Raw genomic sequence first — 23,328 nt, 5'->3', positions numbered from 1 at the left:
ATACCCTCTCAATATTAGAAATACTATCAAAGAACAATAAAGCACAGATAAGTGCTTCGCTTTTTTAAGGCAGGATAAATGAGCAATCAACCTCCATTATTATCAATGCTTCCATTAACACAGGAGCAATTGAGTAAATTACAGGATGCAACAAAAGATCTTTCAACAGCGCAAATTGCATGGCTATCTGGTTATTTGTGGGGACAGCTTAATCATTCTGTTTTACCCACATCGACAACGATTACCCCCGTACAAGTACCAGAACAGGAAACCATTACCTTGATCTCTGCATCTCAAACGGGTAATGCACGTTATCTTGCAGAGCGGTTACGAGATAATCTGGTTGCTCAAAAATTGAATGTGGAACTATATTCCGCAGGTGAATATAAGTTTAAGCAAATCCATAAAACAACAACCTTAATCATTATTACATCGACCCAAGGTGAAGGTGATCCGCCTGAAGAAGCGATAGCTTTTTATAAATATCTGAACTCTAAAAAAGCCGCTGATATGAAAGAAACGGCTTATGCAGTATTGGGCTTAGGTGATACTTCGTATGAACATTTCTGTCAGGCAGGAAAAGACGTTGATGAACGACTAGCACAACTGGGTGCAACACGTTTATTACCAAGAGTTGATGCCGATGTTGAATATCAATCTGTTGCGGATGAATGGATAAAGCAGCTTACAGAATGTGTAAAAGCGAGAGTACCCGCACAAAGTACGCAAGTCTTACAACAAACACAGTCAGGTACGACGGATACGATTGAGACCTCTATTTATCATCGCGATGCGCCTTTTACTGCCACATTACTGACTAATCAAAAAATCACTGGTCGAAATTCAGATAGAGATATTCGCCATATTGAAATCAGCCTTGAAGGTTCTGATATACACTATCAACCTGGTGATGCGCTGGGAGTTTGGTTTAATAACTCACTTGAAAAAGTCGATGAACTTATTGCTTTGTTGTGGCTAAAGGGGGATGAGCCTGTCACGTTAAAATCGCAAACATTTACCTTAAAAGAAGCGTTATTACACCATTGCGAACTCACTCAAAATAGCGCTCCTATCGTCAAGGCCTATGCACAATTGACGCGCCATGAAGATTTATTGTCATTGATAGCTGATAAAACCAAGCTTCAGCAATATGCAGACAAACACCCTATTAATGAGATGGTGCGACAATATTGCGCGCAACCTACGGCACAAGCGTTTGTTGATATTTTACGTCCACTTACTCCTCGTCTTTACTCTATTGCATCGTCACAACAAGAAGTTGAAGACGAAGTCCATCTGACTTTAGGGGTTGTACGTTACGACGTTAATTCACGTTCCTATACCGGTGGTGCCTCAGGTTTTTTAGCAGATAGTTTGAAAGAAGGCGATAGCGTTAATGTTTTTATTGAAAAAAATACACATTTTCGCCTCCCTGAAGATAATACCGCGCCTGTCATTATGATTGGTCCAGGTACAGGTATTGCACCTTTTAGAGGTTTTATGCAGCAACGCGAAAATGATGCTGCAACAGGTAAAAACTGGTTGTTTTTTGGTAATCCTCATTTTGTAGAAGATTTTCTCTATCAAGTGGAATGGCAACGTTATGTCAAAAGCGGTCTGTTAACTCATATCGATTTAGCATGGTCACGGGATCAAGCACATAAAATTTATGTCCAAGATAAATTGCGTGAACGGGGCAGTGAGATTTGGCAATGGTTACAACAAGGTGCTTATCTTTATGTATGTGGTGATGCATCACGAATGGCTAAAGATGTTGAACAGGCGTTATTAGAGATTGTAATGGAGTATGGCAATAAAAATATTGAAGAAGCAGATGAATACTTAAGTGAGCTACGTCTAGAGCGGCGTTATCAGAGGGATGTTTATTAAATGAAATCACACACTCAAGCACCCTTAGTGGTTGAAGGGAAACTGGCTGATAGTGAACGCATGAAAAAAGAGAGTCATTTTTTACGCGGCACTATTACAGAAGACTTACAAAATGGTTTAACGGGCGGTTTTGAAGGCGATAACTTTCTATTGATCCGCTTTCATGGCATGTATCAACAAGATGACAGAGATATTCGCGCTGAACGTACGGCGCAAATGTTAGAACCTCGTCATGCGATGATGTTACGCTGCCGCTTACCCGGTGGCATTATTTCGCCTAAACAGTGGCTTAGCATTGATAAGTTTGCGACTGAAAATACGCTTTATGGCAGTATTCGTATTACTAATCGTCAAACATTTCAATTTCATGGCATTTTAAAAGGTAATGTAAAACCTGCCCATCAAATGCTTGCAGCAACTGGATTGGATTCTCTCGCTACTGCGAATGATGTTAACCGTAATGTGCTATGTACTTCAAATCCAGTGCAATCTTCATTACACCAAGAAGCGTACGAGTGGGCGAAAAAAATATCAGAACATTTATTACCTCGCACTCATGCTTATGCGGAAATTTGGTTAGATAAAGAGAAAGTTACAACAACAGATGAAGAGCCTATTTTGGGGGAAACCTATTTACCGAGGAAGTTTAAAACCTCAGTAGTGATCCCGCCTCATAATGATGTTGATCTTCATGCTAATGATATGAACTTTGTTGCGATTGCTGAAAACGGGCATCTAGTTGGTTTTAACGTGCTGGTGGGGGGCGGTCTTGCCATGACGCATGGCGATAAGAATACTTTCCCTCGCTTAGCCAGTGAGTTTGGTTATATCCCTATTGAGAATACATTGGCAATTGCAGAAGCTATTGTGACAACTCAACGTGACTGGGGAAATCGAACTGAACGTAAAAATGCAAAAACAAAATATACACTGGAACGTGTTGGCGTAGAGACCTTTAAGAAAGAGGTTGAACGTCGTTCGGGGGTAACTTTTGAGGCTATTCGACCTTATGAATTTACTCACCGAGGTGATCAAATTGGTTGGTTAAAAGGTGTGGATGATAAATGGCACCTGACTTTATTTATTGAAAGCGGACGGTTGATTGATACGCCTGATGCTCCATTAAAAACAGGTGTCGCTGAAATCGCTAAAATTCATCAAGGCGATTTCCGACTTACTGCCAATCAAAATTTGATTGTGGCAGGTGTACCAGAGAGTGAAAAAGCCAATATTGAGGCAATTGCTCGTCGATATGGTTTGATCAATAGCCAAGTTACACCACTGCGTGAACATGCGATGGCGTGTGTTTCTTTCCCAACGTGCCCATTAGCGATGGCAGAAGCTGAGCGCTTTTTACCCTCATTCACCGACACACTTGATAGCTTAATGACAAAACATGGTTTAAGCGATGAGCACATTGTTGTGCGCGTAACTGGATGCCCAAATGGCTGTGGTCGAGCAATGCTTGCAGAAGTGGGGCTGGTGGGTAAAGCCCCTGATCGCTACAACTTGCATTTAGGGGGCAATCGCATCGGAACACGTATCCCTAGAATGTATCGTGAAAATATTACTTCGCAAGAAATCATAGCAATACTTGATACGCTGATTGGTGAATGGGCGTCTTCTCGCGATAATAATGAAGGTTTCGGTGATTTTCTTATCCGCACTGATGTGGTTAAACCTGTACTGAATTCAGCCATTGATTTTTATGAAGTACAGGAGGTGATATGAGTTTATTTCAGCTTGATTTACTCAAACAGTTACCGGTTGAAGAGCAGACACATGCTTTGAGCCAGATTAATCAACAGTTAGAGCAATTAAGCGCCATTGAACGAGTGACATGGGCTTTAGGGCATTTACCTAAAGCTTATGTATTAAGCTCGAGTTTTGGTATCCAAGCCGCAGTGTGTTTGCATTTAATGACTCAGCAATATCCTGATATTCCAGTAATTTTAACCGATACAGGTTACTTGTTTCCTGAAACCTACCAATTTATTGATACGTTGACTCAGCAGTTACAACTTAACTTGAAAGTTTATCGAGCTGAAATATCTTCATCTTGGCAAGAAGCGCGTTACGGTAAACTTTGGTTAGAAGGTATTGAAGGTATCGAGCGTTATAATCAGATAAATAAAGTAGAGCCAATGGAAAGAGCTTTACGTGAATTACAGGCTCAAACATGGTTTGCAGGTCTTCGCCGACAACAATCTAAAAGCCGTGAACATTTGCCTGTGCTTTCAATCGCAAAAGGGATCTTTAAGTTTCTACCCATCGTGGATTGGGATAATAAGAAAATTTATCAATATCTTAAAGAAAACAACTTACCTTATCACCCTTTATGGGAGCAAGGTTATCTCTCTGTGGGAGATACTCATACAACCCGAAAATGGGAAGAGGGTATGAGTGAAGAAGAAACACGATTTTTTGGCTTAAAACGTGAGTGTGGATTACACGAATAACGTCATTAACTACCAATAAGTAATGAGGGTAATAGAGCTTATCTATTGCCCTTTTTGTCGTATTTAAAATTATAACTGTTTGAAAATATTTTATTTTTCCTTATTCCTTTCTGTTCCATCACATAGCTTTTTGTCATTTCATAACCCCCAAAGCACCTTTTATAGTCGTTAGTTATAAAGTGAACAACGAAGGTGAAATGCGCGTATGGATTACCTACCCTTATTTGTGGAATTAAAAGAACGCCCAGTGTTATTGGTTGGTGGTGGTCATGTTGCTGCGCGTAAAGCTTTGCTGTTGTTAAGAGCTGGTGCTCGCTTAAGAGTGATTGCACCTCAGTTGTGTGATGAATTACATCTTGCTTATCAGCAAGACAAAATTGAATGGGTATCAGCCAAATATCAATCTGAACATCTATTAGGCATGATGCTCGTGATTGTCGCTACTGATGACAGTGCGCTTAATCAGCAAGTTTATCTTGATGCTCAAGCACGACATATTTTTGTCAATGTTGTGGATTCACAGCCTCAATGCTCATTTATTTTTCCTGCCATTATTGATAGAAATCCTATTTTGATTGCGATTTCATCTGCGGGAAAAGCACCTGTTTTAGTGCGAATGATACGGGAAAAACTAGAGGCATTATTGCCCACCTCATTAGGCGCAATGGCAACCATTGCAGGAAAATGGCGCCATAGAGTGAAACAACACTTAGCGACTTTTCAGGCACGTTGTCGCTTTTGGGAACAAGCCTTTAGTGGCAAGTTTGCAACTTTAGTGGCGAGTGATCAATTCGCTCAAGCAGAAGCTCAACTCGAACAACAACTAAAACAAAAGGATTATCAACAAGGAGAATTAGCATTAGTGGGAGCAGGTCCTGGTGATGCGGGATTATTAACACTTCGTGGTTTACAAGTTATTCAGCAAGCTGAAGTTGTACTTTATGACAGTTTAGTCAGCCCTGAGGTTTTAGAGCTTGTACGACGCGATGCCGATACGATTTGTGTAGGTAAAAGAGCAGGGGGACCGAGTGTTTCTCAAGAAGAAACTAATGCACTGATCGTGAAATATACGCAACTTGGTAAACGTGTTGTTCGATTAAAAGGAGGCGATCCCTTTATTTTTGGGCGAGGTGGCGAAGAGCTAGAGGTTGCAGTACAACATGGTATTTCATTCCAAGTTATTCCCGGTGTTACTGCGGCAAGTGGCGCAAGTGCATACTCGGGTATTCCATTGACACATCGTCAATATGCACAAAGCGTTACCTTTATGACAGGACATTGTAAACCCGATGGGATAGAGCCTGATTGGGCTTCATTAGCGCAGGCGAACCATACGCTAGCAATTTATATGGGAACAACAAAAGCCGAGCTTATTAGTCAGCGTTTAATCAAGCTTGGGCGTTCTCCATCAACCCCTATTGCGGTTATCAGTTGTGGCACACGTCGTGAACAGCAAGTTTTCACAGGCAATTTAACCCAATTAGCACAGTTAGCCGAAAAAGCACCCACACCCGCTTTATTGATTGTGGGAGAAGTTGCCGCATTGCACCACCAGCTCGCGTGGTTCGGTGACAGACACGTTTATCAGTCTTTACCTTCACACCATTCATCTTTGGTTCATTTTGCCTAAAACGAGGTTGTTATGAATGAAACACAGTTAACGCATCTTCAGCAATTAGAGGCAGAAAGTATTTATATTCTGCGTGAAGTTGTCGCTGAATTTGCAAATCCCGTCATGCTTTATTCAATAGGCAAAGATTCCTCTGTAATGCTGCATTTAGCGCGTAAAGCATTTTATCCCGCTAAATTACCATTTCCTTTATTGCATGTTGATACGGGTTGGAAATTTCGAGAAATGTATGATTTTCGAGATAAAACGGCCAAAGAATATGGCTTTGATCTCAAGGTTTATCGTAATCCACAAGGTGTAGAACTCGGTATTAATCCATTTATCCATGGTAGCGCAAAACATACAGATATCATGAAAACGGAAGGGTTAAAGCAAGCATTAGACAAATATGGTTTTGATGCTGCATTTGGCGGCGCTCGTCGTGATGAAGAAAAATCACGAGCAAAAGAACGCATTTATTCATTTAGAGATAGATCGCATCGTTGGGATCCAAAAAATCAACGGCCTGAATTATGGAAAAACTATAACGGTCAAATTAATAAAGGTGAAAGTATTCGTGTATTTCCATTATCTAACTGGACTGAACTCGATATTTGGCAATATATCTATTTAGAAAATATCGATATTGTTCCTCTCTATTTTGCCAAAAATAGACCCGTTATTGAGCGTGATGGCACCTTGATTATGGTTGATGACGATAGAATTGATCTTAAATCAGGTGAAGTGATCACTCAGCAAAAAGTCCGTTTTAGAACGTTAGGTTGCTGGCCTTTGACTGGTGCAATTCCCTCTCAAGCAGAAACTCTCCCAGCCATTATTGAAGAAATGCTGATTTCTACCAGCAGTGAGCGACAAGGGCGTTTAATTGATAGTGATCAGTCCGCTTCAATGGAGCTGAAAAAACGCCAAGGTTATTTTTAAGAGGAATATATTATGGGATTAGCCGCCGTTAAAACTAATCAACTTATCGCAGGTGAAATTGCACAGCTTGGTGGTGTTGAAAGCTATCTAAAAACACAGCAAAACAAAGGATTACTGCGATTTCTAACTTGTGGAAATGTCGATGATGGAAAAAGTACTCTAATCGGCCGTTTACTTCATGACACAAGGCAGATCTACGAAGATCAGCTTTCTACATTACAAAACGAAAGTAAGAAGATCGGCACTCAAGGGGAGAAGCTCGATCTGGCTTTGCTGGTGGATGGATTGGCCGCAGAAAGAGAGCAAGGGATCACTATTGATGTTGCGTACCGCTATTTTTCAACTTCAAAGCGTAAATTTATTATTGCTGATACACCAGGGCATGCGCAATATACTCGTAATATGGCGACAGGAGCATCAACAAGTTCACTTTCTATTCTGCTGATCGATGCTCGAAAAGGCGTGCAAGAACAAACACGGCGACATAGTTTTATCAGCACTCTACTTGGGATCCGCCATTTAATTGTTGCAATTAATAAAATGGATCTGGTGGATTATCAGCAAGCAATCTTTGATTCGATCCAGCAAGATTATCTTCATTTTTCCGATCAACTCCCAACCGATCTCACCATTGAATTTGTCCCTATTTCTGCCCTTGATGGTGACAATGTCGTTTCTCCTTCATTAAATACCCCTTGGTATCAAGGAAAAACGTTGCTTTCATTATTAGAAGATGCGCCAGTTAAATTGGGTTCAGATGCGCAAGCACTGCGTTTTCCTGTTCAATATGTGAATCGCCCTGATCTTGATTTTAGAGGATACAGTGGCACGATTTCTTCAGGTGTGCTTTCTCAAGGGCAACACATCAAAGTGTTACCTTCAGGGCAGCGTTCAACGATTAAACGGATCGTGACTTTTGATGGTGATTTAATTCAAGCTAAAGCTGGGCAAGCTATCACTCTCGTTTTAGCCGATGAAATTGATATTAGTCGTGGTGATATTATTGTTGATGATAGTGATACAACAGCGAATATTAGTACTCACGCATTCATTGATGTGGTGTGGATGTCAGAGCAACCTTTGGTACAAGGTCATCTCTTCGATATTAAAGTTGCAGGTAAAAAGAGTCGAGCCAAAATAGAGAATATACATTATCAAGTAGATGTAAATAAACTCACCCAACAAGTGACAGATCACTTAAGTTTAAATGCAATTGGTCGTGTAGAGGTATCCTTTGAAGAAGCGTTAGTACTTGATAATTATCAAACCAATGCTGATATAGGGGGGCTTATTTTTATTGATAGATTAACCAATGTTACGGTAGGTGCTGGATTGATCCGAGAGGCACAAGATAAACCGCTACAAGCAACGACGCAATATGATGCGTTTGAAGTTGAGCTGAATCAGCTTATCCGTCGCCATTTTCCTCATTGGGGCGCAAGAGATCTGTTAGGAGGAAAATAGTGACGATAAGCAACGATATTGTTTGGCATCCTCATAACATTGGATTACATGAACGCGAATTACAACAAGCACATAAAGGATGTGTGCTTTGGTTTACGGGATTATCTGGCTCAGGTAAATCCACTCTTGCTAATGTGCTAGAACAAACGCTTTATCAATATTCACAAAATCATTCACCTATTCATACCTATTTATTGGATGGGGATAACTTGCGACATGGATTATGTTGTGATCTCGGATTTAGTGCAGAAGATAGACATGAGAATATTCGTCGTGTGGGAGAAGTGGCTAAATTGATGGTAGATGCGGGGCTTATTGTCTTAACGGCTTTCATCTCGCCTTACCAAAAAGACAGACAACAAGTTAGAGATCACTTTGAGCAAGGAAGATTTATTGAGATCTTTGTTGATACACCTCTTTCTATTTGCGAAGCCCGCGATCCAAAAGGGCTTTATCAAAAAGCAAGACGGGGTGAGATAAAGCAATTTTCAGGCATAGATTCGCCTTATGAGCAGCCCATAGATCCTGAATTACATTTAGACGGCACACTTTCTATAAGTGAGCTAATCCAACAAATTCTCACCTATCTACGGCAAAAGCAAATTTACCGTTAATTTTATGATGACATTAAATTATCTCTGCATAAACATCCCATAAAAGGAGCATGTGTAGAGATAATATATGTAACTAGAGTCAAAAACGCTTATATCGGCATACCACGTAAACGACAACTCACGCTTTAATTGAGCATTCATTTATTTATAAATTAACCCCATAGCACTTTGTCGTAATAAGAAAAAATCAAACCTTAGTCTGAATTTTACAGAACTTATCCATGTTTATAGTGAGGATAATAGGAATAATAATGTAATATATTCCAGCACTTTTGTGGCGTCTGTGGTTGAGTTGTGGGATGATTAGCCCATTAATCTTGGGGGTGGTAATGGGGAAATTAACAGTCTTACTTCTGATTTTACTTGGCTGGCTACAATATTCATTGTGGTTAGGTAAAAATGGTATCCATGATTACAACAAAGTAACTCAAGAAGTTGAATCTGCAGTGGCGCAAAATACGCAGTTAAAAGAGCGTAATGATCGTCTATTTGCAGAGATTGATGACCTCAATGGCGGGCAAGAAGCGCTAGAAGAACGCGCTCGTAGTGAATTAGGAATGATAAAGCCTAATGAGACATTTTTCCGTATTGTGAGCGATAAATCTCAACCACGTCGTTAATTTATTGAATTAATAGTGTGTCCTGATACAAATAGCATAATGAATATAACAAACTCTACTCTTCCTATTGTTGCTGTTATTCCTGCGGCAGGTATTGGAAGCCGAATGCAATCAGTCTGTCCAAAACAATATTTGAAGATTGGCGGATTGACTATTCTTGAACATACCATTAATGCCTTATTAAAACACCCACGTATAACGCAAATTATCGTGGCGATCAGTCCTAATGATAGCTATTTTCACTCTTTACCTTTAGCACAAGATGAAAGGATCATTACGGTTAATGGTGGTGGTGAACGTGCTGACTCTGTATTGTCAGGTTTAGAGTATGTCACCCAACATTTTTCTGAAAATACATGGGCATTAGTTCATGATGCAGCAAGACCCTGCCTGCATTTTGGCGATCTTGATCATCTTATTAAATTAATTGATGAAAATGTTATGGATCCACAATTTTGTGGAGGCATTCTTGCGACGCCTGTTCGCGATACAATGAAACGTAGTCATCAACAAGATAATCATATTGAACAAACAGTAGAAAGAACAACGCTATGGCACGCTTTAACGCCACAATTCTTTCCTGCATTATTATTAAAACAAAATATCGAAAATGCACTCTCACAAAAAGCAATGATCACTGATGAAGCCTCAGCGATGGAGTTTGCTGGATATGAACCTTTATTAGTTAAAGGTCGTGCAGATAATATCAAAGTTACTCAGCCAGAAGATTTAGCGCTTGCAGAGTTCTTCCTCTCACGCCAAATCACCAGTATAAGGAACACATAATAAAATGAGAATTGGACACGGTTACGACGTACATAAATTTGGTGGTGAGGGGCCTATTATTATTGGTGGTGTCAGAGTTCCTTATGAACAAGGGTTGCTAGCTCACTCTGACGGTGATGTTGTATTACATGCTGTTACAGATGCTATTTTAGGTGCGGTGGCAATGGGAGATATTGGTACATTGTTTCCTGATACTGATCCAGCATACAAAGGCGCAGATAGTCGTGTACTTCTCCGTGAAGCATTCTCTCGAGTAAGAGCAAAAGGTTATCGAATTGGTAATCTGGATGTCACGATTATTGCTCAAGCACCCAAAATGCTACCTCATACACCGCAAATGCGCGTCAATATAGCTGAAGATCTTCACTGTCATGTTGATGATATTAATGTGAAAGCGACCACAACAGAAAAGCTTGGCTTTGTTGGTAGAAAAGAAGGCATTGCCTGTGAAGCCGTTGTTTTATTAATGAAAGAGTCATTACCTGAATGAGTGATTTACCTGAGCTCCATTGGTTACATGGAAAACCACAAGCAACAGGCTTATTAAAGTCAATTCCTGAAGATTTTATTGTCTGTGAAGATCTTGGTTTCACCCTTGATGGCGAAGGCGAGCATGTCATGGTGAAAATCAGAAAAACAGGTTGCAACACGGCTTTTGTTGCTGAAAAATTGGCAAAATTTGTTGGGATCCATCCTCGTGATGCGAGTTATGCGGGGCTAAAAGATAGAAATGCAGTCACTGAACAATGGTTTTGTCTGCGGATGCCAGGTAAAGAGATGCCTGATTTTAGCCAGTTTGTTTTAGAGGGTTGCGAAATTCTAGAAACGAGTCGTCAGCAACGTAAATTACGTATAGGAACGCTAAAAGGTAATCACTTTACATTGGTGTTACGAGAAATTTCTGATCGCGATTTTGTTGATACTCGACTAGCGCAAATAAAAGCGAAAGGTACTCCTAACTACTTTGGTGCTCAACGATTTGGTCGTAATGGTGAGAATTTACGACAAGCCATGCGTTGGGCAACGGACGAAATCCGCGTAAAAGAACGAGGAAAACGTAGCTTTTATCTTTCAGCAGCCCGTAGTGCGATGTTTAATCATATCGTCAGCAAAAGATTAGAGCATGGTTTATATTCAAAAGTGATACTCGGTGACGCCATGCAGCTTCATGGAAAAGGTAGCTGGTTTGTCGTTGATGAAACAGAACTGGCTCAAACACAAATCCGTTATGAAGAGCATGATGTTCATATTACAGCACCTCTGCCGGGTAAAGGTGATTTAGGTACACAATCACAAGCATTGGATTTTGAAATTGAAAATCTGGCAGAATATGGATCCTTCTGGTCGCTGGCTCGACAAGAACGCGTTGATAATACAAGACGTGCTATCAATGTATTTCCAGAAAATATGTCATGGAATTGGGTAGATGACACCACGGTTTCTCTGTCATTCTTTTTACCAGCAGGAAGCTTTGCAACTAGCGTTGTACGTGAATTAATTTTATTAGGGAATGATGATGCTGAAAATATTGGTGAGTAATGATGATGGTGTAACGGCTAAAGGAATACAGACTCTCGCTAAAGCATTGCGCCAGCGTTATGATGTACAAATTGTTGCACCTGATCGCAACCGTAGTGCTGCATCTAATTCTTTAACAATTGACAGGCCTCTACGTAAGCAAGAGCTTGAGAATGGGGATATTGCGATTATTGAGGGAACCCCAACGGATTGTGTTTATCTTGGTGTAAACCATTTAATGCGTCCTCGCCCTGACATTGTGGTTTCTGGTATTAATCATGGTCCTAATTTGGGTGATGATGTTATTTATTCTGGTACTGTTGCAGCGGCAACAGAGGGGCGTTTTTTAGGCTTACCTGCGATTGCGGTTTCACTTGATGGTGAAACGCACTTTGAGACTGCCGCTCAAGTAACTTGTGAAGTCTTGGCAATGTTACAACAGGTACCGTTAAGAGCTGGAAATATTCTCAATATTAACGTACCTGATATTCCTCTTGATGAAGTAAAAGGTTTTCGCATTACACGCTGTGGTAGTCGTCATGCTTCACAACATGTATATACGCATGCCGATCCTAGAGGAAATAGCCTTTATTGGATTGGACCACCAGGTGAAAAAAATGATGTTGGTCCTGATACAGATTTTGCTGCTGTTGACGAAGGTTACGTTTCGATAAGCCCATTACATGTCGATTTAACAGCCTATAAGGCACTCGATTTACTACAAAATTGGTTAAATAAAGCAGAGGTCAAAAAAACATGTTAAGTCGGTCAATGAAAGACTTACTGACAATGTTAAAACAGCATGGCATCAAGGATGAGAGCCTGTTGGAAGCAATGAGTAAAGTACCAAGAGAGCTTTTTATTGATGAAGCGCTTTCTCATAAGGCTTATGAAAATACAGCTTTGCCTATTGGCAATGGGCAAACTATTTCACAGCCTTATATTGTTGCCAAAATGACAACGCTATTGGAATTACAGAATACGGATTCTGTATTAGAAATTGGTACAGGTTCAGGATATCAAACAGCAGTATTAGCAAATTTAGTTCATCATGTTAGTTCTGTTGAGCGTATAAAGATATTGCAATGGCAAGCTAAACGCCGCTTTAAACATCTTGATTTACATAATATTTCGACTCGTCATGGTGATGGATGGGAAGGCTGGTCATCAAAAGCCCCTTTTAATGCCATAATAGTGACAGCATGTGCAACAGAAGTGCCACAACAGTTATTGATGCAGTTAGCTGATGGTGGCAGGATGATAATACCTGTTGGTGAACAGCAACAAATACTGAAGTTTATCCGACGTTTAGGTAATGATTTTCACTATCAATCTATAGAAACCGTTAGATTTGTTCCTTTAATTGCAGGTGAGTTAGCATAACTTCCAGATAAATCTGACCGTTTTTTATTACTGATTTTTAATAGCTTGTCGTAATCTGCACTAATAAATGAAATATTTTCAAAAAATTGCAGTCTTTTTGTTTAACTCGACAAATTGCTAGATGCTAATGCCTTTTTAAAGGGAGAAGGAAGTATGAATTCAGAAAGCCCAATTAAGCATATCCGCTGGGCAATCATGTGTTCGGTAATTGGATTTGCATTAACAGGCTGTGCAGACACACCTTATCGTCCTGCGCCAATTACCTCTGTAAATGATAGCTCTTCAAATAATACGGTATCAACCGCACCTGTGACGACTAACAGTAATGCGACGCCTATTGAAAGAACTACCCCCTTACAATCGTCACCTCCTCCTTCTATTAAGGTGAACTCCGCTTCGTCTAATGGAGGCATGGAGCAACCTCAAAGCCAGTCTCGCCCAGTAGCTCAAAATGTAAGCACTGATGGCTCAGGACGTATTGTGTATAACCGTAACTACGACAGTATTCCAAAAGGAAACTACAACGGTAATACGTACACGGTAAAACGCGGTGATACTATGTTCTATATCGCTTGGATAACAGATAGTGATGTAAAAGAACTAGCATCGATGAATAATATTCCAGAACCTTATAGTTTAAACGTAGGGCAGGTATTGAATATTGGTAATCGTCAGGTCAATACTGGGACTAATACCAATGTCAATACATCGGTTATTAATCAATCCAGTAGTACAGGTGTTCAAACAACACAAACTAAACCAACAAATAACGGTACTATGGGACCATTGATTACTAAACCAGCAACCACGCAACCAAAGACAACGACTCCACCACCAACAACCAATACAAATACGACAACTACCGCAACACCGGCACCAACAGCAGTTTCCGGTAAGTGGATTTGGCCTGCACAAGGTAAGATTATCGAAAGTTACTCAAGTGCACCTGGTGGTAATAAAGGTATTGATATCGGTGGTACAAAAGGATCACCGATTGTTGCAACGGCTGCGGGTAAAGTGGTTTATGCAGGTAGCGCATTACGCGGTTACGGTAACCTCGTTATCATTAAACATAATGACGAATACCTCAGCGCCTATGCACATAACGACACTATTTTGGTACGTGAGCAGCAAAATGTGAATGCGGGTCAGCAAATTGCCACAATGGGTAGCTCTGGAACCAGCTCAGTCCGACTCCACTTTGAGATCCGTTATAAAGAAAAATCACTTAACCCATTGAGTTATTTACCTAAGAAATAGATAAGTGATTTTTTACACGTATAGTGAATAATCCTAAAATTAAGCCCTCTTCTTTAGAAAAAGAAGAGGGCTTTTCTTTATCTGTGATTAATTAAAATATTGAAACAAATAAATTTAATCCAAGTATAAGTACTTATTTAAAAAGTATTAAAAATGAGAGGTTAATATAAAATTATAGATAACGTTAAATTACATGGTTGATTCTCAACCAATGAATGCGTATGCTAAAAAATGTTATATAAAAAATGAATAAAGGCTGGCTGTTATTAAAAGATGAACGCTAAAACAACCCCTTGTTTAGCTGGATATTTTCTTTATTAGATTATCTTATTTAATAATAGTACATAATATAAATCATTGGGTATTATTATGTGTTTTTATTTGTTTTTTAGATGCAAGTAGTCACAAATAGCGCATTAAATGGAGTAATTTTACGTATAGATAAATATACGTAAAATATAATAAAAAAACTGTTAATAACCTGCGCTCAATAGTTAAGTTATATATTGAATAAAGAAAGAATAAAATTAACAGTAAAATAGATTATGTTATCTTTTATTTTGTAATTCGTTACAAGGGAAAATCAGTAAACCCGTTGTGTCGTGACACAGCGATAAACTGGTAAACAGACTTTAATCATGAGTCGTTTGCCTAAATTATCAAGGGTAGGAGCAGCTGATGAGCCAAAGTACGCTAAGAGTAGACGAGTTATATACAGATGAAATTGAAGAGAACATGGAAGAGTTCGATGAAGTTGCTGCAAAAGAGGCTGAAAATGAGTCTGATGCTCAAGATGAAATTGAACTTATTGAAGGAGTCAACCAGCGTGCGCTCGATGCAACTCAGCTTTATTTAGGAGAAATTGGTTATTCTCCTTTGCTGACCGCTGAAGAAGAAGTTTTCTTTGCTCGCAGAGCGTTGCGAGGTGATATTCCTTCAAGACAACGAATGATAGAAAGTAATCTACGTTTAGTTGTTAAGATCTCTCGTCGTTATACAAATCGAGGTCTTGCCCTGCTTGATTTAATTGAAGAAGGGAATTTAGGACTTATTCGAGCGGTTGAAAAATTCGATCCTGAAAAAGGTTTTCGTTTTTCAACTTATGCGACATGGTGGATACGTCAAACGATTGAACGTGCCATTATGAACCAAACTCGAACTATCCGCCTTCCTATTCATATCGTTAAAGAGCTGAATGTCTATTTAAGAACGGCAAGGGAATTAGCACACAAACTTGATCATGAGCCCAGTGTTGAGGAAATTGCACAAACACTAGATAAACCCGTTGAAGATGTGAGTAAGATGCTACGTTTAAATGAACGTATTACTTCTGTTGATACCCCAATTGGGGGTGATTCAGATAAAGCATTACTTGATATTATCTCTGACGAAAATGAAGAAGGGCCGGAATCAACAATTCAGAATAATAACCTCAAGGAAAATATCATAAAGTGGTTATTTGAATTGAATCCTAAGCAACGTGAAGTATTAGCACGTCGTTTTGGGTTATTAGGCTATGAAGCGGAAACGTTAGAAGATGTTGGTAGAGAAATTGGTCTGACAAGAGAAAGGGTTCGTCAAATTCAAGTTGAAGGGCTACGTCGTTTAAAAGACATTCTACAAAGTCAGGGATTATGTATTGAAGCTCTTTTCAAAGCATAGTTAGCTACCTATTTTCTGTTTATCGCCTTAATTGATATATTGTTATTACCAAAGCCGATTAGTGAGTTTGCTAATCGGCTTTTCTTTATCTTGTATTATGCGATTTAAAACGATAAAACAAAGAGCGCCGTTTTGCATCTTATTAGCCTGATGAAAGTGATAAAGGAAGATATGAAAGATTATTTTTTAAACGTTAAATTAGAACGTTGCGATTTTAACCAAAGTCAGATCTCTCCAAAGGGAATGGTGAGATTAATTGCATCAGGTAAAAACTTCTATCTCAATGAAGCTGATTTTGCTAATTCTCAAGATTTTCTTAAACGCTTAAAACAAGGTGATGAGCTTAAAATCTGTGCCGAGTTATTGAAAAATGGCAGTTTCTGGGTGCAATGGATTTATCATGATACAAAAGGAAGACTTGAGCCTGAAAGAAAATTCACGCTAACCGCACAACAACAAAAATGGTTATTGCTTGCATTTATTCTTACCGTTATGGGGAGTGGGTGGAGTTATTATTCATTGCTCTATCTAGACGTTAATTTCTTTATCGTTGTTTCCATGGTGATTTCATTTGGTGCTGTAATGGCTGGGGTGAGTTATATCGGAGAAAAAGCTTATCGCTATTTTCAGCTCACCAGACCCAAACATAGAAAGAGAATAAAAGCGTTAGATAAAGTCATTGCTAAGCAAGATATCATTGCTCCTGATGGTGAACAATTGATTATTCCAAGCATAAAAACAACTCAATTACCAAAACGTATTGCTCGTAAAAATCTAACTCTTCATATAAAAGGTAATAAAGTACAACGAGTTAGAGGGAAAATAAAACTTCATCATGTTGATAGAATTAAAATACATTCCCGCAATAGCGAAACTGTAATAATGCAAATATCCTGTTTGATTGATAAACATCCTTTTGTATTAAGTTATAGAGAGCGCTTATTTTATTCTGATCATAATTTATTTCTTGCTGATGGTGATGAGGTTGAATTGTTCTTTTGGCAAGCCGAAGATAAGAATTCAGGGCCTATTGTCTTGGGAGTCTATAATCATACAGATAACGGCGCTTATTCAATTTCAGGACACATGTATATTGGGCACCAGCGTACATATCGCTTATCGCTATTAATAACCGCATTAGTCAGTGTTTTTATTTTCTCAATTGTGGCTATTTTCTCTATTTCTGATGTTTACGATAATGGCAATTATTGGGATAAATGGGATTGGTATTCTATGGGGGATTCCCTTTTAGGAATAGGTATTATTTATAGCTTAATCATAACCGGCTTTGCCTTTTTAACTGCATTGTTTTCAAACCTTTATATTTTGTTATCAGAAAAAGGTAATAGCAGTTATCAAACTCATTTTTTACTTCAGCAGCAATGTGTTGAAAACAAACAACCGGTATATATTACGGAGCTGCGTCAATGAACCCTTTTTTCCGTAAGCCTTTTATCATTATTACAAGTTTATTTATTTTAAGCTTACTGCTTTTTTATGGTGTACTTTTTCATGGCTTTGCCTCTAAGTGGCAATGGAAAAATGAAAACTCTTCTGAGTTATCTTCATATCCTTATTCTCATTATAATTCGCGTAAGGTTTTTTATACTTCTAGTGGGATATTAATTAAGAGTGAATCCGATAGTGGGCGATATGACGTAGATATTTATGGTCGACTTCATCGCCAAGATGATCAGAGAAAATATACGCTGTATTTTTCTGATAAAGAAGGCACTCGCTTTGTATCACAAGGCAAAGGTAGCTTTTATAACGCTTATTGTGTTCTTGATAAATGTGTTTTATTTACACAGCAGGGGCGCCAACATATAGATTTAGCAGAGTTTACAGTAGCCGATTTAATTCCTTGGCAAGAGGCTAACGGTGGTTATTATCGTTTTCCTTTAGCGCTTATCGGTGGAAAATTATTATATTCAGAATCCACATCACAATTAGTATTAGTTGATAATAAAACGATACTAACAAGTTTAGATGAAGGGGAGAGTTGGGAATATTCTATTAATACAGAAGATCTGGTGAAGCAATATTATGCAGAAGATTTTGGTGAGTTTACACAATTTCATTATGCCCTTTCAGGCGATTCTCTTGTCATTTTTTACAATCATCATTACACAACAAACACGTTAGAAATTACGCTAAATTTAATCAGTAAAGAAGTGACAAAAACACGTTGGCTACCATTGCGGGTAAAAGAAGTTGCTCAAAATGATAAAGGTGATATCTATCTTATTACTCAAGATGCATCTCGTGATCTTTATTCTGTTGTTCAACGTCAATTTGATGGGAATTTAGTAACTTTCTATGAAAGTGGTTATAAATATTTGAGTGGTTTGATGGTAAGTCATGATTATTTAATCTTAAATAAAGGTTATAATGATGATGAAGTCACGTTAATTTTTTCATTTAAAACAAAAGATTATACTTATTATAAAAAAATCACTGATGATATGATGTTTAACCCAGCGTTATCTTCATTTATTCGTTTATTTGATCACTATGGTGATGAAGATACGTTATTACTGTTAGGTGAGCGTTTAAAATATAGCCATACTTTAATTAATTAAAGGCATATTTATTTTTGATTAAAACGTTATAAAAATGGCGCTATGAAAATAAACATAGCGCCATTTTTTATATTTAGCAGTATGACTTATTTTATCATCTCTTTTAAACGATAAAGTTGTTCTAAGGCTTGTCGAGGTGTGAGTGCATCAGGGTCTATTTTATCCAACGCTAATTCAACCTCTGAAGGTTCCGCTTCTGTTAATAACATCAGTTGTGATGTTTCAACATGACCAGCGCCTGAGTTGCCTGATAACATTTCAAGCTCTTTTAATTTTTGCTTGGCGCGCCGGATCACTTCTTTTGGTACACCTGCTAACGATGCGACGGCTAAACCATAGCTTTTACTTGCTGCACCTTCTTGAACACTGTGCATAAAAGCAATCGTATCGCCATGTTCAACGGCATCTAAGTGAATGTTTGCAGTACCTTCAAGTTTTTCAGGTAGTGTGGTTAATTCAAAATAGTGGGTTGCAAAAAGAGTCATCGCTTTTATGCGATTTGCTAAGTTTTCAGCACAAGCCCAAGCTAGAGATAATCCATCATAAGTGGATGTACCTCGACCAATTTCATCCATTAAAACTAAGCTGTTTTCTGTCGCATTATGCAGAATATTGGCTGTTTCTGTCATTTCAACCATAAAAGTAGAACGTCCAGAAGCAAGATCATCAGAAGCACCTACACGCGTAAAGATACGATCGACTGGACCAATTAAGGCTTTTTCCGCTGGTACAAAGCTACCAATATAAGCGAGTAAAGTAATTAATGCGGCTTGACGCATATAAGTACTTTTTCCTCCCATATTTGGACCTGTAATGATCAATAAACGACGTTGAGGCGCTAATTGTAATGGGTTTGAAATAAAAGGTTCGCTAAGGACTTGCTCAACAACAGGGTGACGTCCCCCTGTGATTTGAATACCTGTTTTCTCACTTAATTCTGGGCGAGTATAATTTAATGATTCAGCACGCTCGGCAAGGTTAGAGAGAACATCTGTTTCAGCTAAAGCCTCAGCACTAATTTGTAATGCTGTAAGGTGAGGTAATAGCTTTTCAAAAATCTCTTCATAAAGCATTTTTTCGATAGCTAATGCTTTACCTTTAGACGTTAATACTTTGTCTTCATACTCTTTTAATTCAGGAATGATGTAACGTTCAGCGTTTTTCAACGTTTGACGACGAACATAGTGCATCGGCACTAAATTGCTTTGTCCACGACTGACTTGAATGTAATAGCCATGTACACCATTAAAGCCCACTTTAAGTGTATCAATACCCCATTTTTCACGTTCGCGAATTTCAAGTTTATCAAGGTAATCACTTGCACCATCGGCTAATGCTCGCCATTCATCTAATTCGGCATTATAACCAGAAGCAATAACACCACCGTCACGTACTAATACTGGTGGTGTTTCAACTATGGCATGTTCAAGTAATTCACATAATTCATCGAACTGGCTAATACGCTTTTGTAATTCTTTAATGTAAGGCATATTGGTTTGTTCAAGCACTTGGTGAATATCGTGATATTGCTGGAAAGCATGGCGCATACGAGAAAGATCACGAGGTCGTGCTGAACGAAGTGCTAAACGTGCTAAAACTCGCTCTAAATCCCCAATTTGTCGTAAAAAAGGCTGCAGTTCAAAATAGAGAGGCTGTAATGCACTAATTGCATCTTGGCGTTTAATAAGTTGTTCACGTTGGCGCAAAGGCGAGTGTATCCAACGTTTCAGCATACGGCTTCCCATGGGAGTAACACAAAGATCAAGCACTGATGCGAGTGTGTTATCAGTACCTCCCGCAAGATTTTGTGTTAATTCGAGATTACGACGGGTTGCCGCATCTAGAATAATTGAATCTTGAGGGCGTTCCATCGTGATGTTACGGATGTGAGGTAATGCGGTGCGTTGTGTATCTTTCACATATTGTAATAAGCATCCTGCAGCGCAGAGTGCCAAATGTGCATTTTCAACACCAAAGCCCGTTAAATCACGAGTGCCAAATTGCAGATTCAGTTGTTGCCTTGCGGTTTCTGGTTCAAATTCCCAAATCGGACGACGACGTAAGCCTTGCTGGCGTTCAATTAATGCCATTGATTCAAAGGTTTCAGGATAGAGTAGCTCAGCTGGGTGAGTGCGTTGCAGCTCTGCTGCCATACTTTCGCTATCAGGCATTTCTGTTACTCGAAAACGTCCAGATGTGATATCTAAAGTGGCATAACCAAAAGCGCCATTTTTATCTTGCCAAATAGCGGCCAAAAGGTTGTCTTGGCGTTCTTCAAGTAAAGCTTCATCAGTGACCGTACCTGGTGTAACGATACGAATAACTTTGCGCTCAACAGGGCCTTTGCTGGTTGCCGGATCGCCAATTTGTTCACAAATCGCGACGGACTCTCCTAATTGAACTAATTTAGCCAGATAGTTTTCAACAGCATGGTGCGGAACACCCGCCATAGGAATAGGTTGACCTGCCGACTGACCTCGTTTTGTTAATGAAATATCTAATAAGCGAGAGGCTTTTTTAGCATCATCAAAAAACAGTTCATAAAAATCACCCATACGATAGAACAGTAAGATTTCTGGGTGCTCTGCCTTTAGCTTAAGATACTGTTGCATCATGGGGGTGTGGGATTCGAAATTTTGGCTGTCAGTCATGGTGTCGTCTTTCTTAACGTATTGAAGTTTATCCCGTTTGTGGGTGCTAGTTGTTGAACTATATCTAGTTTTATTTCACAAACATTATACGGCATCATACCATTTTTACCTCCAAAAGGTACTCCTACTGACATAAGGTGGGAGGGGAATTGGGTCGGGCTTAAGAAGCCCGTAGGATCATCAGCCACGTATTGTTTCACAACTTCCAGCGGTGCGCCTTGCCTCCGCCCGCACGCACTTGCAAAGTATGAAGGCTTTACTGTATGCGCCCCGCAAATCCAGAAACTTATTACGCAAACGTCAGGATGTCACCGTTTTCAGGGCGTTAATCGGTATGGATAACTGTACTGTTGGTTGTCATATAAACTAACGGTGATAAAATGCACTATCGCCTGTTTGAAGTGAGACTACCATGAAAAAGAATGAATTAATTCAATCAACAAAACCAACTCGCAAGCAGCTTATTCGCTCGGTAGCAACCTCTACGGCGATTGAAACAGGGCAAGAGTCCCGTCGCCTTGAAGAAGAAATGAAAGCGAAACGTGAGAAGTTTGGACATTTGAAACTGGCGATTTAGTTTTCTTTTAAGGCTTCATTAACCCAATATTTCATGGGTTTATAGTTAAGGTTTAACCCTGCGTGGATTGCTGCGATATACTGCTCGGGGTGTTGAGTCCAACTTTCATAGTCTAACGGCTGGAAACCAGCTTGTACTGCCATCACATCTGCGAGTAAACGCGATAAGCGTCCATTTCCTTCCCTAAAGGGATGTATCAGAATTAATTCCACATGTACTGTGGCAATAGCTTCTATGGCTTGTTCTCGGCTCATGTTGGTGCAGGGCGTGTATTTCGCTAAATATCCTTTCTCGAATTGAGCAAGTAACTTTGCAACACGACTCGCAGGGGCAAACATAAAGCCACCCTTGCTAATATTCACCGTACGTAACTGACCAGCCCACTCGTAAACATTCCCTAACCATTGGCGGTGCCAACGCTGAATAAGTGATACGGTAATTTGCTCAGTGGGAAATTGTTCTTCAAAAATGACTTGATACAGTTTTTCTAACAGGACAAGCTCTGCATCATTGATATCATCAACGTTTGAAAGCCCTAGCTTATTAGCTAGCACTTCTTCATCAGAACCATCAGCAAATTTTCCTTCGCTATTAGATACATCATATCTATTCATTTTATACTCGTCATACTTCAAGTTGCAGCGTTGTTGACTGTGTTCATTCTCACTAGTCACATACTTATGTATGCTCCTAGCGACTCATTCACTTGTCGCCTAGCTGCACCTCGAATTATTTAGAGTATAAGCGCTGGCTAGGTTAAATAAAATAATAACTACCTATAAATCAACGGATTAATTAAGTGTAGGTTGAATTGTAGGTTTTGCTGAAAAATTAATAAATATCGTTATATATCAATACTGACACACCCATGCATCATGGAGGGGGGGATTCGAAATTTTGGCTGTCAGTCATGGTGTCGTCTTTCTTAACGTATTGAAGTTTATCTCGTTTGTGAGTGTTGGCTCATTTTTATGATGTTCTGTGAATGTGTATTTTGCTGTGCAATTGGTATTAAGATATTTTACCTTTATAGGTTTTATCTCCTTTTGCCTCATTACTAGCATAAGTCTATTGCATTTCTCTAGTTGTAACTCAAATATAATCCGTGGTTATTTGTGATCTATTACTAACTTTGCCGTGTTAAGTTTGACGATATAAAAATCCCATGTTAACTTCCCCAGTAAACGTAGGGATTGTAATAGTACCTAGCTTACTACACAAAACCCATTTGTAGATGAAAAAGTCTTTTTTTGTCTACAAATGGGTTTTTGCGTTTTTAAGCCTTAATAAAAGAAAATTTTTGAGCATGCC

20 protein-coding genes are annotated in these 23,328 nt (G+C 39.1%); 18 read left to right on the top strand and 2 right to left on the bottom strand.

Annotated features, from left to right (window positions below; translation table 11 throughout):
- Positions 1-78: 78 nt before the first annotated feature.
- The 17 genes from cysJ to SB028_RS15350 all read left to right on the top strand — a co-directional run bounded on the left by cysJ (position 79) and on the right by SB028_RS15350 (position 18,789).
- On the top strand, positions 79-1,890 hold the full coding sequence (gene cysJ / locus SB028_RS15430) for an NADPH-dependent assimilatory sulfite reductase flavoprotein subunit (RefSeq protein WP_069367281.1): 1,812 nt from the start codon (positions 79-81) through the stop codon (positions 1,888-1,890).
- The gene (gene cysI, locus SB028_RS15425) at positions 1,891-3,621 is read left to right on the top strand and encodes an assimilatory sulfite reductase (NADPH) hemoprotein subunit (RefSeq protein WP_069367282.1); all 1,731 of its coding nucleotides are present in this window, start codon (positions 1,891-1,893) and stop codon (positions 3,619-3,621) included. It abuts the gene before it with no gap.
- Positions 3,618-4,349 carry a phosphoadenylyl-sulfate reductase gene (locus SB028_RS15420; RefSeq protein ID WP_069367283.1) on the top strand — a complete coding sequence of 244 codons (732 nt, stop codon included), beginning with the start codon at positions 3,618-3,620 and terminating at the stop codon, positions 4,347-4,349. The genes cysI and SB028_RS15420 overlap by 4 nt, the downstream gene beginning before the upstream one ends.
- Before the next feature lie 205 nt (positions 4,350-4,554).
- Positions 4,555-5,979: a siroheme synthase CysG gene (gene cysG, locus SB028_RS15415; protein WP_069367284.1), complete on the top strand. Its 1,425-nt coding sequence runs from the start codon at positions 4,555-4,557 to the stop codon at positions 5,977-5,979.
- Positions 5,980-5,991: 12 nt separating this feature from the next.
- Positions 5,992-6,900 carry a sulfate adenylyltransferase subunit CysD gene (cysD, locus tag SB028_RS15410; protein ID WP_069367285.1) on the top strand — a complete coding sequence of 303 codons (909 nt, stop codon included), beginning with the start codon at positions 5,992-5,994 and terminating at the stop codon, positions 6,898-6,900.
- Positions 6,901-6,912: 12 nt separating this feature from the next.
- The gene (cysN, locus tag SB028_RS15405; protein ID WP_069367286.1) at positions 6,913-8,364 is read left to right on the top strand and encodes a sulfate adenylyltransferase subunit CysN; all 1,452 of its coding nucleotides are present in this window, start codon (positions 6,913-6,915) and stop codon (positions 8,362-8,364) included.
- Entirely contained in the window at positions 8,364-8,978 is a 615-nt protein-coding gene (gene cysC, locus SB028_RS15400) for an adenylyl-sulfate kinase (protein ID WP_069367287.1), read from the top strand. The genes cysN and cysC overlap by 1 nt, the downstream gene beginning before the upstream one ends.
- 329 nt (positions 8,979-9,307) lie before the next feature.
- Complete coding sequence (gene ftsB, locus SB028_RS15395; protein ID WP_069367288.1) at positions 9,308-9,598, top strand: cell division protein FtsB; 291 nt, start codon at positions 9,308-9,310, stop codon at positions 9,596-9,598.
- A gap of 39 nt (positions 9,599-9,637) precedes the next feature.
- The gene (gene ispD / locus SB028_RS15390; RefSeq protein WP_069367289.1) at positions 9,638-10,384 is read left to right on the top strand and encodes a 2-C-methyl-D-erythritol 4-phosphate cytidylyltransferase; all 747 of its coding nucleotides are present in this window, start codon (positions 9,638-9,640) and stop codon (positions 10,382-10,384) included.
- Between the two features lie 4 nt (positions 10,385-10,388).
- On the top strand, positions 10,389-10,874 hold the full coding sequence (gene ispF, locus SB028_RS15385) for a 2-C-methyl-D-erythritol 2,4-cyclodiphosphate synthase (RefSeq protein ID WP_023582677.1): 486 nt from the start codon (positions 10,389-10,391) through the stop codon (positions 10,872-10,874).
- On the top strand, positions 10,871-11,923 hold the full coding sequence (truD, locus tag SB028_RS15380; protein ID WP_069367290.1) for a tRNA pseudouridine(13) synthase TruD: 1,053 nt from the start codon (positions 10,871-10,873) through the stop codon (positions 11,921-11,923). Before ispF ends, truD begins: the two co-directional genes overlap by 4 nt.
- Positions 11,901-12,665, top strand: coding sequence for a 5'/3'-nucleotidase SurE (gene surE / locus SB028_RS15375; protein ID WP_069367291.1), 765 nt, complete (start codon positions 11,901-11,903; stop codon positions 12,663-12,665). Before truD ends, surE begins: the two co-directional genes overlap by 23 nt.
- Positions 12,659-13,285, top strand: coding sequence for a protein-L-isoaspartate(D-aspartate) O-methyltransferase (locus SB028_RS15370; RefSeq protein ID WP_023582674.1), 627 nt, complete (start codon positions 12,659-12,661; stop codon positions 13,283-13,285). Before surE ends, SB028_RS15370 begins: the two co-directional genes overlap by 7 nt.
- Positions 13,286-13,438: 153 nt before the next feature.
- Positions 13,439-14,545, top strand: coding sequence for a murein hydrolase activator NlpD (gene nlpD, locus SB028_RS15365; RefSeq protein ID WP_069367292.1), 1,107 nt, complete (start codon positions 13,439-13,441; stop codon positions 14,543-14,545).
- A gap of 678 nt (positions 14,546-15,223) precedes the next feature.
- On the top strand, positions 15,224-16,207 hold the full coding sequence (gene rpoS / locus SB028_RS15360; RefSeq protein WP_069367293.1) for an RNA polymerase sigma factor RpoS: 984 nt from the start codon (positions 15,224-15,226) through the stop codon (positions 16,205-16,207).
- A gap of 171 nt (positions 16,208-16,378) precedes the next feature.
- Positions 16,379-17,638, top strand: a complete 1,260-nt coding sequence (locus tag SB028_RS15355; protein ID WP_069367294.1) for a hypothetical protein — start codon at positions 16,379-16,381, stop codon at positions 17,636-17,638.
- The gene (locus SB028_RS15350; protein ID WP_069367295.1) at positions 17,635-18,789 is read left to right on the top strand and encodes a hypothetical protein; all 1,155 of its coding nucleotides are present in this window, start codon (positions 17,635-17,637) and stop codon (positions 18,787-18,789) included. Before SB028_RS15355 ends, SB028_RS15350 begins: the two co-directional genes overlap by 4 nt.
- An 86-nt stretch (positions 18,790-18,875) precedes the next feature.
- On the opposite strand, the gene mutS is transcribed toward SB028_RS15350, so the two are convergent.
- Positions 18,876-21,440: a DNA mismatch repair protein MutS gene (gene mutS, locus SB028_RS15345; protein ID WP_069367296.1), complete on the bottom strand. Its 2,565-nt coding sequence runs from the start codon at positions 21,438-21,440 to the stop codon at positions 18,876-18,878.
- A gap of 412 nt (positions 21,441-21,852) precedes the next feature.
- On the opposite strand from mutS, the gene SB028_RS15340 reads away from it, so the two are divergent.
- The gene (locus SB028_RS15340; protein ID WP_171729898.1) at positions 21,853-22,017 is read left to right on the top strand and encodes a hypothetical protein; all 165 of its coding nucleotides are present in this window, start codon (positions 21,853-21,855) and stop codon (positions 22,015-22,017) included.
- Here SB028_RS15340 and SB028_RS15335 read toward each other — a convergent pair.
- A complete protein-coding gene (locus tag SB028_RS15335; protein WP_069367298.1) occupies positions 22,014-22,631 on the bottom strand; it encodes a Fic/DOC family protein in 618 nt (205 codons plus the stop codon). The two genes, SB028_RS15340 and SB028_RS15335, sit on opposite strands and share 4 nt — an antisense overlap.
- Between the last annotated feature and the right edge of the window lie 697 nt (positions 22,632-23,328).

It is taken from the genome of Proteus vulgaris, from assembly GCF_033708015.1.
Taxonomy (GTDB): Bacteria; Pseudomonadota; Gammaproteobacteria; order Enterobacterales; family Enterobacteriaceae; genus Proteus.
This window is presented reverse-complemented; position numbering and strand designations above follow the sequence as displayed.

What these genes read in the sequence shown, in the direction of transcription:
- cysJ (WP_069367281.1), top strand. Translation starts at nt 79, where the DNA reads ATGAGCAATCAACCTCCATTATTATCAATGCTTCCATTAACACAGGAG.
- cysI (WP_069367282.1), top strand. Translation starts at nt 1,891, where the DNA reads ATGAAATCACACACTCAAGCACCCTTAGTGGTTGAAGGGAAACTGGCT.
- SB028_RS15420 (WP_069367283.1), top strand. Translation starts at nt 3,618, where the DNA reads ATGAGTTTATTTCAGCTTGATTTACTCAAACAGTTACCGGTTGAAGAG.
- cysG (WP_069367284.1), top strand. Translation starts at nt 4,555, where the DNA reads ATGGATTACCTACCCTTATTTGTGGAATTAAAAGAACGCCCAGTGTTA.
- cysD (WP_069367285.1), top strand. Translation starts at nt 5,992, where the DNA reads ATGAATGAAACACAGTTAACGCATCTTCAGCAATTAGAGGCAGAAAGT.
- cysN (WP_069367286.1), top strand. Translation starts at nt 6,913, where the DNA reads ATGGGATTAGCCGCCGTTAAAACTAATCAACTTATCGCAGGTGAAATT.
- ftsB (WP_069367288.1), top strand. Translation starts at nt 9,308, where the DNA reads ATGGGGAAATTAACAGTCTTACTTCTGATTTTACTTGGCTGGCTACAA.
- ispD (WP_069367289.1), top strand. Translation starts at nt 9,638, where the DNA reads ATGAATATAACAAACTCTACTCTTCCTATTGTTGCTGTTATTCCTGCG.
- ispF (WP_023582677.1), top strand. Translation starts at nt 10,389, where the DNA reads ATGAGAATTGGACACGGTTACGACGTACATAAATTTGGTGGTGAGGGG.
- truD (WP_069367290.1), top strand. Translation starts at nt 10,871, where the DNA reads ATGAGTGATTTACCTGAGCTCCATTGGTTACATGGAAAACCACAAGCA.
- surE (WP_069367291.1), top strand. Translation starts at nt 11,901, where the DNA reads ATGCTGAAAATATTGGTGAGTAATGATGATGGTGTAACGGCTAAAGGA.
- SB028_RS15370 (WP_023582674.1), top strand. Translation starts at nt 12,659, where the DNA reads ATGTTAAGTCGGTCAATGAAAGACTTACTGACAATGTTAAAACAGCAT.
- nlpD (WP_069367292.1), top strand. Translation starts at nt 13,439, where the DNA reads ATGAATTCAGAAAGCCCAATTAAGCATATCCGCTGGGCAATCATGTGT.
- rpoS (WP_069367293.1), top strand. Translation starts at nt 15,224, where the DNA reads ATGAGCCAAAGTACGCTAAGAGTAGACGAGTTATATACAGATGAAATT.
- SB028_RS15355 (WP_069367294.1), top strand. Translation starts at nt 16,379, where the DNA reads ATGAAAGATTATTTTTTAAACGTTAAATTAGAACGTTGCGATTTTAAC.
- SB028_RS15350 (WP_069367295.1), top strand. Translation starts at nt 17,635, where the DNA reads ATGAACCCTTTTTTCCGTAAGCCTTTTATCATTATTACAAGTTTATTT.
- mutS (WP_069367296.1), bottom strand. Translation starts at nt 21,440, where the DNA reads ATGACTGACAGCCAAAATTTCGAATCCCACACCCCCATGATGCAACAG.
- SB028_RS15340 (WP_171729898.1), top strand. Translation starts at nt 21,853, where the DNA reads ATGAAAAAGAATGAATTAATTCAATCAACAAAACCAACTCGCAAGCAG.
- SB028_RS15335 (WP_069367298.1), bottom strand. Translation starts at nt 22,631, where the DNA reads ATGAATAGATATGATGTATCTAATAGCGAAGGAAAATTTGCTGATGGT.